Origin of the sequence: Methylosinus sp. KRF6, from assembly GCF_018887255.1 — a bacterium.
Taxonomy (GTDB): Bacteria; Pseudomonadota; Alphaproteobacteria; order Rhizobiales; family Beijerinckiaceae; genus Methylosinus; species Methylosinus sporium.
Genome location: NZ_JAHLJF010000001.1, coordinates 1,779,042 through 1,794,271, shown reverse-complemented (window position 1 = coordinate 1,794,271; position 15,230 = coordinate 1,779,042). Strand labels below are relative to the sequence as shown.

15 protein-coding genes are annotated in these 15,230 nt (G+C 67.5%); 4 read left to right on the top strand and 11 right to left on the bottom strand.

What is annotated here, in order from left to right:
* Positions 1–29: 29 nt before the first annotated feature.
* From purQ to KP010_RS08600, 3 genes are all read right to left on the bottom strand, one after another.
* Entirely contained in the window at positions 30–716 is a 687-nt protein-coding gene (gene purQ / locus KP010_RS08610; protein ID WP_108915528.1) for a phosphoribosylformylglycinamidine synthase subunit PurQ, read from the bottom strand.
* The gene (gene purS, locus KP010_RS08605) at positions 713–958 is read right to left on the bottom strand and encodes a phosphoribosylformylglycinamidine synthase subunit PurS (protein WP_108915529.1); all 246 of its coding nucleotides are present in this window, start codon (positions 956–958) and stop codon (positions 713–715) included. Before purS ends, purQ begins: the two co-directional genes overlap by 4 nt.
* 105 nt (positions 959–1,063) lie before the next feature.
* A complete protein-coding gene (locus tag KP010_RS08600; RefSeq protein ID WP_216280738.1) occupies positions 1,064–1,894 on the bottom strand; it encodes a hypothetical protein in 831 nt (276 codons plus the stop codon).
* 226 nt (positions 1,895–2,120) lie between these two features.
* Here KP010_RS08600 and KP010_RS08595 point away from each other — a divergent pair, with 226 nt between their 5' ends.
* A complete protein-coding gene (locus KP010_RS08595; protein WP_142862936.1) occupies positions 2,121–4,970 on the top strand; it encodes an AMP-binding protein in 2,850 nt (949 codons plus the stop codon).
* A 185-nt stretch (positions 4,971–5,155) separates the two neighbouring features.
* On the opposite strand, the gene KP010_RS08590 is transcribed toward KP010_RS08595, so the two are convergent.
* The 7 genes from KP010_RS08590 to KP010_RS08560 all read right to left on the bottom strand — a co-directional run bounded on the left by KP010_RS08590 (position 5,156) and on the right by KP010_RS08560 (position 12,451).
* Positions 5,156–5,461 (bottom strand): HPr family phosphocarrier protein, encoded by a 306-nt coding sequence (locus KP010_RS08590; RefSeq protein WP_108915532.1) that lies wholly within the window; start codon positions 5,459–5,461, stop codon positions 5,156–5,158.
* Positions 5,458–5,859, bottom strand: coding sequence for a PTS sugar transporter subunit IIA (locus tag KP010_RS08585; protein WP_036293661.1), 402 nt, complete (start codon positions 5,857–5,859; stop codon positions 5,458–5,460). Before KP010_RS08585 ends, KP010_RS08590 begins: the two co-directional genes overlap by 4 nt.
* A gap of 185 nt (positions 5,860–6,044) precedes the next feature.
* A complete protein-coding gene (locus tag KP010_RS08580) occupies positions 6,045–6,533 on the bottom strand; it encodes an HPr kinase/phosphorylase (protein WP_108915632.1) in 489 nt (162 codons plus the stop codon).
* A complete protein-coding gene (locus KP010_RS08575; protein WP_216280737.1) occupies positions 6,530–8,359 on the bottom strand; it encodes a stimulus-sensing domain-containing protein in 1,830 nt (609 codons plus the stop codon). Before KP010_RS08575 ends, KP010_RS08580 begins: the two co-directional genes overlap by 4 nt.
* 6 nt (positions 8,360–8,365) lie before the next feature.
* Entirely contained in the window at positions 8,366–9,067 is a 702-nt protein-coding gene (locus tag KP010_RS08570; RefSeq protein WP_018267279.1) for a response regulator transcription factor, read from the bottom strand.
* Positions 9,068–9,569: 502 nt separating this feature from the next.
* On the bottom strand, positions 9,570–10,946 hold the full coding sequence (locus KP010_RS08565; RefSeq protein WP_216280736.1) for a glycerol-3-phosphate dehydrogenase: 1,377 nt from the start codon (positions 10,944–10,946) through the stop codon (positions 9,570–9,572).
* A gap of 110 nt (positions 10,947–11,056) precedes the next feature.
* Positions 11,057–12,451 (bottom strand): DEAD/DEAH box helicase, encoded by a 1,395-nt coding sequence (locus KP010_RS08560; protein ID WP_108915535.1) that lies wholly within the window; start codon positions 12,449–12,451, stop codon positions 11,057–11,059.
* A gap of 292 nt (positions 12,452–12,743) precedes the next feature.
* On the opposite strand from KP010_RS08560, the gene KP010_RS08555 reads away from it, so the two are divergent.
* Entirely contained in the window at positions 12,744–13,226 is a 483-nt protein-coding gene (locus tag KP010_RS08555; protein ID WP_216280735.1) for a TerB family tellurite resistance protein, read from the top strand.
* 4 nt (positions 13,227–13,230) lie between these two features.
* On the top strand, positions 13,231–14,025 hold the full coding sequence (locus KP010_RS08550) for an SDR family oxidoreductase (protein WP_142862942.1): 795 nt from the start codon (positions 13,231–13,233) through the stop codon (positions 14,023–14,025).
* 77 nt (positions 14,026–14,102) lie between these two features.
* Here the strand turns inward: KP010_RS08550 and rpmF are convergent, their stop codons facing one another.
* A complete protein-coding gene (rpmF, locus tag KP010_RS08545; protein WP_024878183.1) occupies positions 14,103–14,291 on the bottom strand; it encodes a 50S ribosomal protein L32 in 189 nt (62 codons plus the stop codon).
* Between the two features lie 194 nt (positions 14,292–14,485).
* On the opposite strand from rpmF, the gene KP010_RS08540 reads away from it, so the two are divergent.
* Positions 14,486–15,214 (top strand): LuxR family transcriptional regulator, encoded by a 729-nt coding sequence (locus tag KP010_RS08540; RefSeq protein WP_142862943.1) that lies wholly within the window; start codon positions 14,486–14,488, stop codon positions 15,212–15,214.
* Positions 15,215–15,230: the final 16 nt, after the last annotated feature.

The following is a 15,230-nucleotide window of genomic DNA, read 5'->3' as shown; positions in this document are numbered from 1 at the left end:
GCCCACTCGCCGCGCACTGCCGATCGGCGTCACGCCGCTGCGAGGCTCTCGAACAATCCCCGGCCGTCGATTCCGCCGACCAGCGGATCGATGAGATTTTCGGGATGCGGCATCAGACCGAGCACATTGCGGCGTTCTGAAAAAATACCGGCGATGTCGTTGCGCGAGCCGTTGGGATTGGCCTCGCCGCCGACGCGCCCGAGTGAATCACAATAGCGGAAGGCGACGAGCCCCTCGCCCTCGAGCCGCGCGATCGTCTCGTCGTCGGCCTCGTAATTGCCCTCGCCATGGGCGATGGCGACCTCGATCGTCTGGCCCTGGCGATAGTGGCTGGTGAAGGCGGTGTCGGCGCGCTCGACGCGCAAATGCTGCATTCGGCAGACGAAGCGCAGATTGGCGTTGCGCATCAGCACGCCCGGCAGCAGGCCGCCCTCGCACAAAATCTGGAAGCCGTTGCAGACGCCGAGCGTCAGACCGCCGCGCGCGGCATGGGCGCGCACCGCGTCCATAATGGCGGCGCGGCCGGCGATGGCCCCGCAGCGCAGATAATCGCCATAGGAGAAGCCGCCCGGCAGCACGACGAGATCGGTGCCCGCGGGCAGCTCGGTCTGCGAATGCCAGACCATGGCCGGCTCGTGGCCGGTGGCTCGAGCGAGCGCGCGCGCCATATCGCCTTCGCGATTGGAGCCGGGAAAGACGATGACGGCGGCTCTCATGGGCTCGCGATCTCGATCTGGAAATTCTCGATGACGGTGTTGGCGAGCAGCTTCTCGCAGGCGGCGCGCAGCCGCTCCTCGGCGAGCGCGCGGTCGGAGCCCTCGAGCTCTATGTCGAACACTTTGCCCTGGCGCACGCCGCCGACGCCCGCGACGCCGAGCGAGGCGAGCGCGCCCTCTATGGCCTTGCCCTGCGGATCGAGCACGCCGTTTTTCAAGGTGACGATGACGCGGGCTTTCATGCGGCGGCTTTCTCGGGGTTCGGCTGCAATGGGCTGGCCGCAGGGTTAGCGGGCGACGCGCCGGAGCGCAAGCCGTTCTCTCGCCGCCGTTCTCGCCGCGCCGCTTCAGGCCGAGCGCGAGCGCAGGGCGTAGACGAAGCCGGCGGCGCCGAGCAGCGCGATCGTCGCGGCGAAGATCGGCTGGCCGGCGGCGAGCGTCAGCACGACGGCGACGAAGGTCGCGACGCCGATCACCGACGTGACGATGAAGGCGCCGAGCGGCGAGGCGGAGCCGGCTGCCGTCGCGCTGCCCCGCCGCGGCTGGCCGGCGACGGCCGAGACGATCGCCTGATAGGCGGGATCGAAAATGATTCGATCGATCGAAAGCGGCGGCGCCGAATAGGGAAAGCCGCCGGAGGGCGAAGCGAAATCGCGGTCATAGGTGGTCGCCTCGAAGGCGCCCGGCCCCGTCTTGGCCAGATAGATGTCGATGGTGGCGGTGTCGCGCTCGCCGTCGCGGACCAGCAGAGCGGCGCGAATCGTCGCGGCCGCATCGTCGGCGTTGCGCGAGGGCAGGCGCGAGCGTGGAACGACGTCCGCCTCCTCGAGGAATTCCTTCGTCGTTTCGCCGCGCGCCTCCGCGGCGGAGCGCGCCGCCGCCTGCGCCTCCCGCACGATGATGCGCAGCGGAACGCGTTCGCCGACGAGGCGCGGCAGGTCGGAGAGCGCGGCCGCGCTCGGCCCATAGGCCGAGGTCAGATTGGCGTCCTCGCCGCTGATTTCTTCGCCGGAGGCGGCGCCGAGCGGCATGGCGAAATTTCGATAGCCGGCGGGAAGTGCATCGCGAAGGCCGGGGCCGGGCGGCGGTGTTTTGACGGCCGCCGTCGTCGCCACGCTCGCGTCTTCGACCGGCTCGGCCTTTGCTGTGACAGGCGCGACGCGCGACAGCGCGCGCACGCCGGGCGCTCGGGATGTAACGGCGGAAATCGGCGATACCATGATTCGTGACACCCATGGCGCGTCGCTTCGTACGCGCGCGCAGATTGGAATTTCCGGCTTGCGCGAAGCTGACGCCAGCGCAACCAGAGCGATTATTCGCAGGTCGTCTTCGACGCCGGGTTATAGAAAAGAGTCGAATGCCGCCGACCTCGCTCTATCTGCCTCGGGAGCAGGAGGGGCGCGAATGTATGCGGTCTCCAATTATCCGGGGCGTCGCCGCGCGACGCAGGAGGCGGCGCGGCGCGAGGTTTTCGCCGTCGTCGGCTCGCTCGCGCGCGAAATGCATCCGCAGCGCAGCGTTCCGGCGGAAATCTCCCTGTCCAGCCGGCTCGAGCAGGATCTCGGCGTCGACAGCCTGGCGCGCGCCGAATTGAACATGCGGCTCGAAAAGGCTTTTCATGCGCATCTGCCGATCGAGGAGCTCGGCCGCGCCGATACGGTCGGCGATCTGCTGACGGCGCTGGAGAAAGCGCCCGGCGCCGAGCCGCCGCCCGTCGTCGAGCCTGCCGCGGGCGAGGCGCTGCCGCATATTCGCGCCGCCTTCGAGGCGAGGACGCTGACCGAAGCGCTGGACTGGCACGCCGCGCATAATCCCGAGCGGCTGCATCTGACTTTTCTGCGCGACGCGGCGACGCCGGCCGGCGCGTTCACCTATTGGCGGCTGGCCGACGAGGCGCGCCGGGCGGCGGAAGGCCTCGTCGCCCGCGACGTCGCGCCCGGCGACCGCATCGCGCTGATGCTGCCCACCGGACTCGATTTCTTCGTGGCCTTTTTCGGAGCGCTCTACGCCGGCGCCATTCCCGTGCCGATCTATCCGCCGATGCGCATGGCGCAGATCGAGGAGCATCTCACCCGCCAGATCGGCATTTTGCGCAACGCCGGGGTGAAGCTGCTCATCACGGCCGCCGAGGGGATTCGTCTCGCCGGCCTCGCCCGCCGCCGGGTGGAGACATTGGAAGAAATCGTCGCCGTCGCCGATCTTGTGAGCGGCGCCGATGGCGCGCCTTTGCCGCCGACGCGCGAGGCGGGCGCGACCGCCATGTTGCAATATACGTCCGGCAGCACGGGCGATCCCAAAGGCGTCGTGCTGAGCCACGCCAATCTTCTCGCCAATGTGCGCGCCATGGGCCTCGCCATAGGCGCGACCTCGGCCGACACTTTCGTGAGTTGGCTGCCGCTCTATCACGATATGGGATTGATCGGCGCCTGGCTCGGCTGCCTGCATTTCGGCGCGCCGCTCTATGTCATGTCGCCGCTGACCTTTCTGTCGCGGCCGGCGAGCTGGCTGGAGGCGATCGACCGCCATCGCGGCACGCTGAGCGCCGCGCCCAATTTCGCCTTCGAGCTCTGCCTCGACAAGATCGATCCGGCCCAGATCGAGGGACTCGATCTCTCCTCGCTGCGCATGGTCGCCAATGGCGCGGAGCCCATCTCCCCGCGCACCATCCGGCGATTTGCCGAGAAATTCGCCAAATATGGTTTCCGGGCGGAGGCCATGGCGCCTGTCTATGGTCTCGCGGAAAATTCCGTCGGCCTCGCCTTTCCGCCGCCCGGCCGCGCGCCGCTGATAGACCGCATCTCCCGTGATTTGCTGGCGACCGACGGTCGCGCGGAGCCGGCCGGGGACGCGACGGCGGCTCTTGAGTTCGTCTCCTGCGGCGCGCCGCTGCCGGGCCATGAAATCCGCGTCGTCGACGGCGCCGGCCGCGAGCTCGCCGAGCGGCGCGAGGGCCGGCTCGAGTTCCGCGGACCTTCCGCCACCGCCGGCTATTTCCGCAATGAGGAGAAGAGCAAGGCGCTGATTCGGGACGGCTGGCTCGACAGCGGCGATCGCGCCTACACGGCCGGCGGCGAGGTCTATGTCACCGGGCGGGTGAAGGACATCGTCATACGCGCCGGGCGTCATCTCTATCCGCAGGAGATAGAGGAGGCCGTCGCCGCGCTCCCCGGAATCCGCAAAGGCTGCGTCGCCGCTTTTGGCGCGCCCGACGTCGAGACCGGCACGGAGCGGCTGATCGTCGTCGCCGAGACCTATGAGACCGCGCCGGAGGCCCTCGGCGCGCTCGAGACCAAGGTTCAGGCCGCGGTCGCCGCAGTTTGCGGCGCGCCGGCGGAGGAGGTCCGCTTCCTGCCGCCGCGCTCGACTCCCAAAACCTCGAGCGGCAAGATTCGCCGCAGCGCCGCCAAGGCGCTGTTCGAAGAGGGCCGGCTCGGCGAGCCGCGCGGCCCGGTGTGGCTGCAGATCGGCCGGCTGGCGCTGCTCGGCCTATGGCCGGCGATGCGCGGCGCGGCGAAAAGCGTGGGCGAGCTCGCCTATGCGTCCTGGTGGTGGATCGTCGTCTGCGCCGGCTATTTCGCCGCCTGGTGGGCGGTCATGACTCTGCCCCGCCGCTCGCGCTGGCCCGCCGTTCGCAAGATCGCCGGGACAATGCTCGGCGCCATTGGCGCGAAGGTCACGACCGAAGGGCTCGAGCGTCTGCCGAAAGGCGGCGCCGTGCTCGCCTTCAACCATTCGAGCTATGTCGATGTGATGCTGCTCGCCGCCCGCCTGCCGGGCGAGCCGGCTTTCGTCGCCAAGAAGGAGCTGGCCGGACAGATTTTCGCCGGGCCGTTCCTGCGCCGGCTCGGCGCCCTTTTCGTCGAGCGCTTCGACATTGCGGCGAGCGTGGCCGACGCGGAGAAGCTCGCGGCGGCGGCGCGCGAGGGGCGCAATCTCGTTTTCTTCCCGGAGGGGACGTTCACGCGCCGCGCCGGGCTCTGCGGCTTCTATCTCGGCGCGTTCAAGATCGCCGCGGAGGCGGAGCTGCCGGTCTTTCCGGGCGTCTTGCATGGAACCCGCGGCATGTTGCGCGGCGAGCAATGGTTCCCGCGCCGCTCGGCTCTGTCGCTCGCCATTCTGCCGCCGATACGGGCGGGCGGGAGCGATTTTCTCTGCGCGCTGCGGCTGCGCGACCATGTCCGCGCCGCCATCCTCGCGCGCTGCGGGGAACCGGATTTGAGCGAATTGTCCAAGCCGAGGCGGGGGGATGCGTAGCGGAGGCCGACCGGGCGAACCGGATGCGCGCCGGAAAGCCAATTCTACCTCCCCCTCGAGGGGGAGGTCGAGCGCCGTAGGCGCTCGGGAGGGGGCGACGCCCCGAGTCTCTGCTGGTGGACCCCACCCCGTCCGGCTATCGCCGGCCGACCCTCCCCCTCAAGGGAGGGTGGGCGCCGCAGCTTCTACTCGTCCTCTCCGAAGCGGTTGCCCACCAGCGCCGCCAGCGCCTCTATCGCTTGCGCGGCCTGTGGGCCGGCGGCGGTCACGGTGATGGTGGAGCCCTGCGCCGCGCCCAGCGTCAATATGCCCATGATGGAGCTGCCGCCGACCGTGTCCCCGCATTTGGAGACGGTGATCTCGGCCTCGTAAGCCTCACAGCATTGGACGAATTTGGCCGTCGCCCGCGCATGAAGGCCCTTGCGGTTGACGATGACGAGATCGCGGGCGATGCGCCCGCCTTCGATGGCGGAAACGGATTGATCGGTCATTTCGCGTTGAGAACTCGGCTGGCGATATAGACATATTTGCGCCCGGCGTCCTGGGCTTGCAACACCGCCTGCTCGAGCGGAGCCGATTCGCGCACCGAGGCCAGCTTGATCAGCATGGGCAGGTTGATGCCCGCCAGCACCTCCACCTTGCCGCCGTTCATCACGGAAATCGCCAGATTGGAGGGCGTGCCGCCGAACATGTCGGTCAGGACGACGACGCCGTCGCCGCTGTCCGCCTCGGCGATGGCGTCGATAATGTCTCGGCGCCGACGCTCCATGTCGTCCTCGGGGCCGATCGAGATCGACACGAGCTGTTTCTGCGGGCCGACCACATGCTCGAGGGCCGCGCGAAACTCCGTGGCGAGGTGGCCATGGGTCACCAGGACCATTCCGATCATTCGCAGCTACCGCTCATGAAGACCGTCTCGCGAGAGAACGAGATCGTCGAAACCGGAGAACCGAAGCAGACCGGCATTGCGGCTCACCAATTCACTAACGCGAATGTCGCCCCGACGTTCGCAGCGTTTCGGGCGCCATTTTGTGCGTTGCGGCGAAATTGGCAAGCGAAAACCTCCTATCCTCGTTAAAATGCCGCAAACTGATGAACAAACGAAAAAATCTTTCGCGTCGCCCCGGCCTCGCGGGCGTCCGCGGCGAGCCGCGGCAGCGCCACGCCGCATAAAATCGCCTCGGCCTCGCCTTCCTGCGGATATCGCGGCGGGGCCTCGTCGCGCGGCCCGCGCAGATCGACCAGGCAGCGCAGCGTCCCGGCGGGCTCGTAAGGGGTGGGCCCGACGCCCCTGCCGCGCTCCTCTATCGCCCCGGCGATGGCCGGATGCGGGCGCGCCACCAGCCGGCCGTGGCGGCGGACGATCTCGATCCGATCGTCGCCGATGAGGCGGGCGAAGACGCCCCGCCCCTGCGCAAAATCGATCAGCTCGAGGCAGAGGCCGCTCTTGCCGGCGCCGGAGGGGCCGCGCAGCAGCGCGCCGGCGGCGCCGATGAGCAGAGCATTGGCGTGAATCATGACGCGGTCGCCGGCCTGCTCCTGTGGGAGAGGCGCGCCGGTCATCTGGCCGCCGGAAGCCACAGCACGAAGCGTGCGCCGAGCACGACATCGTCCGGCTCGATCTCGTCGGTTCCCTCCGGCTCCGCCCGCGTGCGGTTCATCGCGCGGATACGGCCGTTGTGCGCCTCGACGATCTGGCGGGAGATGGAGAGGCCGAGGCCGGAATTCTGGCCGAAGCCCTGCTCCGGCCGATCCGTGTAGAAGCGCTCGAAAATGCGCTCGAAGGCGTGTGCCGGAATGCCCGGCCCGTCGTCGTCGACGATGATCTCATAGCCGTCGATCGGCTGCCCGCCCGGCCCCATCGCCTGCTCCGGCCGCAGCAGGACGCGCACATCGCCGCCCTCCGCCGAGAAGGAGCGGGCGTTGGCGATGAGATTGTCGAACACTTGCGCGAGCCGCGAATCATGGCCGAGGATGCGCCAGCGCCGCCGCGGATCGGCGGGCTGAATGTCGAGCGTGATGGTGACGCCGTCGCCGCGGTCGACGTCCTGCGCCATGCCGACGACGGTTTTCAGCACGCCGGCGACATCGACAATGTCCATATCGGCGCGGGCCAGCTCGGCGTCGAGACGCGAGGCGTCGGAAATATCGCTGATGAGCCGGTCGAGCCGGCCGACGTCATGCTTGATGATGGTCAGCAGGCGCGAGCGCGCATTCTCGTCCTTGACGATGGGCAGAGTCTCCACCGCGCTGCGCAGAGAGGTGAGCGGATTTTTGAGCTCATGCGCGACATCCGCCGCGAAATGCTCGATCGCCTCTATGCGATTGTAGAGCGCGCGCGTCATGTCGCGCAGCGCGCCGGATAGATGGCCGATCTCGTCCTGGCGCTGCGAGAAATCGGGAATCTCCTGCCGCGATTTGACGCCGCGGCGCACGCGTTCGGCGGCCTCGGCGAGACGGCGCATGGGCTCGGCGATGGTGCCGGCGAAGAATAGCGACAGCAGCAACATCACGCCGGCCGAGACCAGGAAGATGCGGATGATGCCCCAGCGCTCCTGCGCGAGAATGGCGTCTATGTCGCCGCCGAGCGTGGAGAGCAGCAGCGCGCCGCGCACCGAGCGGAAGCGCTGCACCGGCACGGCGACGGAGATGATGGTCTCGCCCTTGGCGTTGGCGCGCACCACCGAGAGCGCGCCGCCGGTGAGCGCAGCGGCGACTTCGGGATAGGCTTTGCCATTGCCGGCGCCGATGTCCTCATAGAGCGGCAGTTCCGGCCGTCGCGTCCAGCGGCGCAGCGCATTTATGCCCTGCTCGAGATAGCTCGACGATTCGGCGCCGCCGGCGGGGCCGAGCTCGAAGCGCAGAATATTGGAGCGTCCGGTGACAGAGCGCGAATCGAGCAGGAGATAGCCGTCGCGATCATAGATGCGCGCGCGCGTGCGCGTCGGCGAGACGAGACGGCGCAGCAGCGGGCCGATGCGCTCAGGATTGAGCGAGAACTCCATAGAGGGCTGGCTGCCCTCGGCGAGGCTGTAGCTCTCGCCGGGCGCGAGCCGCAGCAGCTTCTCGGGATCGATGGTGATGGCGTCGGTGTCCACCGTCGCGGAGGCGGCGATCGCCGCGGCGATGATCTCGCCCTGCGTCTGCAGGCTCTGCACGCGCGCGTCGATCAGGCCTTCGCGAAATTGGTTGAGATAGAGGAAGCCGCCGAGCAGCGCCACGAGGCCGCCGAGATTGAGCACGACGATGCGACGCGTGAGCGAAGACGACAGGCGTGACTGAATGGCGCGCGTGAGCCGCGCGAAGCGAACCGACGCGGCGCGGCCGATTCGCTTTTGCCGCGCCTGCGTCTCGGCGACGCCATGTTCATTGTCGATCGTGACTGTCATGAGCCGTTATGGGGCTTCCTTGAAGCGATAGCCGACGCCATAGAGCGTCTCGATCATCTCGAATTCATTGTCGACGACCTTGAACTTCTTGCGCAGCCGCTTGATGTGGCTGTCTATGGTGCGATCGTCGACATAGACCTGATCGTCATAGGCGGCGTCCATCAGCGCATTGCGGCTCTTCACCACGCCGGGGCGCTGCGCCAGCGCTTGCAGGATGAGAAACTCCGTCACGGTCAGCACGACGGGATCGCCGCGCCAGGTGCAGGTATGGCGCTCCGGGTCCATGACCAGCGCGCCGCGCTCCAGCACCTTGGCTTCTGATTCCTTCTGCGCGGCGGCTTCCTTGGGATTGGCGCGGCGCAGAATCGCCTTCACGCGCTCCACCAGCAGGCGCTGCGAGAACGGCTTGTGAATGAAATCGTCGGCGCCCATTTTGAGGCCGAACAATTCGTCGATCTCCTCGTCCTTGGAGGTGAGGAAGATCACCGGAAGGTCGGATTTCTGCCGCAGACGGCGCAGCAGCTCCATTCCGTCCATGCGCGGCATCTTTATGTCGAAAATGGCGAGGTCCGGCGGATTGGCGCGCAGACCGTCGAGCGCCGCGGCGCCGTCGGTGTAGGTTTGAACGCGGTAGCCCTCGCCTTCAAGAGCGATCGAGACGGAGGTGAGAATATTGCGGTCGTCGTCGACGAGAGCGATTGTCGGCATCTTCAACCTTTACTGTTACGTCCGATATCGGGCTCGATGTTCGAATCGAAAGGCGCGCGCTTTTCTCTACACGCCTGCGCGGCGGCTCGCTGACTGCGCCGCTCTGGAACATCGCCGTTCGGTCGCCACGTTCCAGCGCCTTGGCGGCCGAAATGTGGCTGGCCTCGGCCATTCGCATGACGCCGGCCGGAACAGGGACCGACGGTTTCACATTCCGTGTCGTCTTATATACATGATCGCGACACAAATCACCTATCGTCGCGACAGGGACGAAACGCCGCGGAAACAGTGGTGAAGCCCATGTTTGCACAGCGCTGCGAAGCGTCGAAAATTTCGATAAAAAGCAAGATGTTGTCGGCGACGCTGCAGCCGCTCGGCGCGCCGCGCCGAAACGCGCCGCCGTAAGCGCTGCGCCGCCGTCGAAATGCCGCGCTCACGGCAAGGATTCTCGATCGTCTGCGATTCGCTCCGGCGGCGTGATCGAAGAGATGAAGCGCGAGCTTCACGCGCTGCGCTGCGCGAGGGCGCGCGTCAGTCTCTCCGTCTGCGCGGCGTCGAAACGCAGGCCGAGCTTGGAGCGACGCCACAGCACGTCTTCCGCCGTGCGCGCCCATTCCTGCGCGCGCAGATAATCGAGCTCCGCTTCCGTCAGGCCGCGGCCCAAATCCGCGCCGAGATCGGCGAGCGATCGCGCCGTCTCCAGAAAGCGCCACGCGCGCGTTCCATAGGCGCCGGCGAGCCGGCGCGCGAGGCGTGGCGCGAGAAACGGCTTCGCGCGCGAAAGCTCCGCGACGAAGCCGTCGAAGCCGCCGGGGCCGATGTCGCCTCCGGGCAGAACGGCGCCCGCCGTCCAGGCCGCGCGCATATGCGGGAAGAAGGGCGCGAGCGTATCGAGCGCATGTTCGGCGAGGCGGCGCGCGGTGGTGATCTTGCCGCCGAAGATCGACAGCGCCGGCGCGCCGCCGTCGGCGTTGTCGAGATCGAACGCATAATCGCGCGTGACGACGGAAGCCTCGAGCGCGCCATCGTCATAGAGCGGGCGCAGGCCCGAATAGCTCCACGCCACATCGCCGGGCGTGATCTTTTCTTTGAAGAAATGATTGGCCGCCGCGAGAAGATAATCGGTCTCCGCCGCGTCGATCGCCACCGGTCCGGGCTCGCCGGGAAAGGGAATGTCGGTGGTGCCGACGAGGGTGAAATCCTCTTCGAACGGAATGGCGAAGATGATGCGCTTGTCCGGCCGCTGCAGCATATAGGCCTGCGCGCCCTCATAGAGCTTGCGCGTGACGATATGCGGGCGTTTATGTCCTCCAGCTTTCCATCGGCGGCGGCGACACTGGCGAGCCATCGCCCGCCCGCGCGCCGCGCGCCGACGAATGTCCGCGCCGCGCGCGAATGCGTCGAGCGCCTCCAGCACGACGAGGCGCGAATCGTCGACGCGGCAATCGTAATAGGAGAAGCCGAGGCGATGATCGGCGGTGAGCGGCGCGCCGAATGGCGTTCCGGCGAGCGCGACGGTCGCGGAGCCGGGGATGCGCTTTCGCCGCGCCAGATGGTCATAGAGAAAGAGCCCGAGCCGCACCAGCCAGGCGGGGCGAATCGAGCCTTCGTGCGGCAGGATGAATTGCAGCGGATGAATGATATGCGGCGCGGCGGCCAGCAGCAGCTCGCGCTCGGCCAAGGCCTCGTGGACGAGGCGGAACTCATAGCGCTCGAGATAGCGCAGCCCGCCATGGATCAGCTTGGTGGAAGCGGAGGAGGTCGCGGCGGCGAGGTCCTTTTGCTCGAGCAGAAGGACGCTCAGCCCTCGCCCGGCGGCGTCGCGCGCTATGGCGCAGCCATTGACGCCGCCGCCGACGATGAGGAGATCGAAGACCATTGCCGGCTCTCCCGCTGCGATTTTCTCGCAGGAGAATAGAGCCGAGAACTAAAATATGTGTCAGCGCCTGTTCTCCTTCTTTCGGGGAGGAGAACAGGCGTTCGACTTGCTTACTCGGAAGCGCGCGAGCGCGGCGCGTTATGGTCCGGCCGAGGGCCGCCGGGCTTGCCGCTGCGGCGGCGCTGCTGCTGCTGAGGCGGGCGTCCATGCTCGCCGGGCTTGCCCGGATGGCGCGCGGCGCGGCCGGCCTCCTGATGCGTGCGACGATGCTCATGCGGCGGCGCGCGCCGCGCGGCGTCCGCCTCGGCTGCGGCGCCCGGCGCGCTGCGGCGGTCGGTGATCGGCAGCGTCTGGCGGGTCACGCGTTCGATCTGCTTGAGCAGCGAGCGTTCGCTATTGTCGCAGAGCGAGACGGCGGCGCCCGTCGCGCCGGCGCGCGCAGTGCGGCCGATGCGGTGAACATAGGCCTCGGCCGTTTCCGGCAGCTCGAAATTCACCACATGGGAGACGCCGTCGATATCGATGCCGCGCGCGGCGATATCGGTCGCCACCAGCGCGCGGGTGCGGCCGGCGCGGAAATCGTCGAGCGCGCGCTGGCGCTGATTCTGGCTTTTGTTGCCGTGAATCGCCGAGGCGCCGACGGCGTTCACGGCGAGATGCTGCGCCACGCGATCGGCGCCGCGCTTGGTGCGCGTGAAGACGATGGCGCGCGAGAAGTTCGGATCGGAAAAAAGTTCCAGCAGAACGTCGCGCTTGGCCGTTCCGTCCACCAGAATCACGCGCTGCGCGACGCGCTCGGCCGTCGTCGCCGCCGGCGTCACGCGCACGGTGACGGGATCGCGCAGCATATCGTCGGCGAGCGACGCGATCTCCTTCGGCATGGTGGCCGAGAAGAAGAGATTCTGTCGATCCTTCGGCAGGCGCGAGACGATCTTGCGAATGGGGACGACGAAGCCGAGGTCGAGCATATGATCGGCCTCGTCCAGCACGATCGTCCGCGTCGAATCGAGCCGCAGATGATTGGAGGCGACATGATCGAGCAGGCGGCCGGGGGTCGCCACCAGAACATCGACTCCGCCTGCGAGCATTCGGATCTGCGGGCCATGGGCGACGCCGCCGACGATGACGCCGACGCTGATGCGGGCGAAGCGCGCATAGGCGCGGAAACTATCGGCGATTTGCGCCGCGAGCTCGCGCGTCGGGGCGAGCACCAGAACGCGCGCCGTGTTGGGAGCGGGACGGCTGCGCTCGTCGAGCAGCCGTTGCAGGATCGGCAGAGCGAAAGCGGCGGTCTTGCCGGTGCCGGTCTGCGCTATGCCGAGCAGGTCGCGGCCCTGGAGGAGCGGGGGAATCGCCTGAGCCTGGATCGGCGTGGGCGTCACATAATCTTCCTGCGCGAGCGCGCGCAGAATGACCTCGGCGAAGCCGAGATCGGCGAAATTGGTCACTGCGTAACTTTCGAAATAGGCCGCATGTGCGCGAAAACGTCTCCCGCGCGAGGCCATGCAGCGATGGATGGGAGACCTGCCCCGCGTATCGGGCCGTCGTCATGATGAGGACCCGCTCTACGGCTCCGATCCCCTGTGGGAAGCGATCCACGCGGCCGGAACGAGTCACGCTGCATTGCAGCAATAACGTAGGTAAAGCGAATTCAAGGCTCTGTCAATCGGCAATTGCGCAGTTCGCGTCGATAGCGGCGATGTCGCTCCGAGCGCGGGCGCCGGCCGCGAGCTATGCGAGGCGCGGCGGACGACATATAGAACGTAAGGACGGTTCCAACTTTCGAAAGCTGCGCTCATGCTCGAAGCCCTCCGCGCTTTTCTCGACGAAGTCGCCGCGCCGGCGCGGCCGCGGCCCTTGGAGGCTTCCGATTATCGGCTCGCCGCGGTCGCGCTTCTGGTGCATCTCGCCTCCATAGACGGGGCGTTCGACGCCGGCGAGCGCGCGTTGCTGCAAAAGCTGGTCGAGACGCGCTTCGGCCTGGATCACGCCGCCGCCCGCGCGCTGATCGAGGCGGCGGCGGAGAGCGAGCGCGAGGCCGTCGATCTCTACCGTTTCACCCAAGTGCTGAAGCGCCGGCTCGACGAGGACGGCCGCCGCGTCGTCATCGGCATGTTGTGGGAAATGGCCTATGCCGATGGCGAGGTCCATGAATTCGAGGAAAATGTGATCTGGCGCGTCGCCGAGCTGCTCGGCGTCTCCACGCGCGATCGCGTCGCGCTCCGTCAGGCTGCGAAGGACGCGGACAAGCCGGTTCCGCCCGGCCCCTGGGGAGGCTGAAGATATGAGCGACGCCGCGACCACCACCATCGTCACCGGAGCCTCGGACGGCATCGGCCTCGAGCTGGCCAAGCTCTTCGCCCGCAAGGGGCGTCATGTCACTCTGGTCGCCCGCCGCCGCGAGCGGCTGGAGGCGCTGGCCGGCGAGATCGAGGCGTCCGGCGCGCCGGAGCGGCCGCTGGTCGTCGATCTCGACCTCTGCGAGACGGGCGCTTGCGAGAGTCTCGCAGAGATTTTGAGCGCAGCCGGGCGCAAGCCCGAGATTCTCGTCAACAACGCCGGCTTCGGCCTCGTCGGCCGTGTGGCCGAGCTGGACGCCGCCGAGCAATTGGCGATCGTCGATCTCAACATACGCGCGCTGACGGCGCTGACCCTGCGCTTCCTGCCCTCGGTCATAGAGACGCGCGGCGGCATATTGAATGTCGCCTCCGTGGCCTCCTTCATGCCAGGGCCGGGTTTCGCCGTCTATTACGCCAGCAAGGCCTATGTCCGCTCCTTCAGCGAGGCCTTGGCGGAGGAGCTGAAGCCGCATGGCGTGCGCGTCACCGCGCTCTGCCCCGGTCCGGTGCAGACGGGTTTTCAAGAGCGCGCCGGCTTCGATTACAAAGGCGAGATGAAAGCGGTGAAGCCCGCGCTCTTGCCGGCCGAGGAGGTCGCGCGGCAGGGCTACGAGGCGCTGTTCTCCGGCCGGCGCGTGGTGGTGCCGGGGCTGGTGAACAAATTCTTCGTCGCGGCGGGACGCGCGGCGCCGCGCGCGATTCTGCTGCCGCTGCTGGCCAAGGCGCAACAGGCGCGCTGAACATCGTATCGCTGAAACGCCGCGAGCCCGACGGCGCTCGCGCGCGTCGGGCTCGCAAATTCGCGCGGCTGAAAAGATCAGGCTTCCTGAGCCTTGACCTTCAGCACCTGCCGGCCGCGATAAATGCCGGTCTTGAGGTCGATGTGATGCGGACGGCGCAGCTCGCCCGAATCCTTGTCCTCGACATAGGTCGGCGCCTTGATCGCGTCGGCGGAGCGGCGGAACCCGCGCTTCATCGGGGAGGTTTTTCGCTTCGGAACGGCCATTTGTCTCGATCTCCAACTCCCCGCATCGGGGGCGGGGTGAAAACTCGTGCGGGGCGCATACACCAAATTCGCGCGCGTGGCTAGCCTGACCCGCGTCTCGCCTCCGAGCTCGCCGGTCGCCTGCTTCATTTCTGGACGGTTTCCAAACCTTCAGCTAGGCTCTGGCGCGTTTCCGAATTTCGCCGGAGCCGTTCATGTCCGCCGACTTTTCCGCCCGCGCCCTTGCGCTCGCCGGCGCTTGCGCTGGCGGCATCGAGGTTCATTCGGCTGTCGCCGAATTTCGGGAACTCATCGAGACGCTCGGCCTCGTCCATTCCGTCTGCGGCGCCTGGACCGGCGTCTCGGCGCATCGCGTCCATCGTTTCTTCTTCAACGATTGGCCTGAAGATTGGCTCGCCCTCTACAATGAAAGGCAGATATTCGCCGACGATCCTTTCGTCGAGGAGGCGCGGCGCTCGATGACGCTCTACCTCTGGAGCGAGGTCGAGACGCGCCGGCCGCTGACGCCGCGCGCGCAGGCCGTCTATGACATCGGTCGCGATTATGGATGGCGCGAGGTGGTCGGCGTGCCGATCCATGGGCCCATGGGCTACCAGGGCCTCGTCTCCCTCGCTTCCTTCGAGGCGGTGACCTTCTCGCCGCAGGAGCGCGCCTGTCTCGATCTCATTTCCCGCGCCATTCACGAGCGCTGCCGCAGAGAGATCGGCTTCGGCCTCGTCTCGGAGGACATGCCGAAGCTCACCGCGCGGGAAATCGAGTGTATGCAATGGGTCGCCGTCGGCAAGACCGATTGGGAGATCGCCCAGGTGCTCGGCATCTCGCGCTCGACCGCGCATTTCCACATCGAAGGCGCGAAGAGAAAGCTCGGCTCCTCGTCGCGCTCGGAATGCGTGACCCGCCTCGCGCTCTACGGCCTCATCTGAACGCGACCTGGCTGAA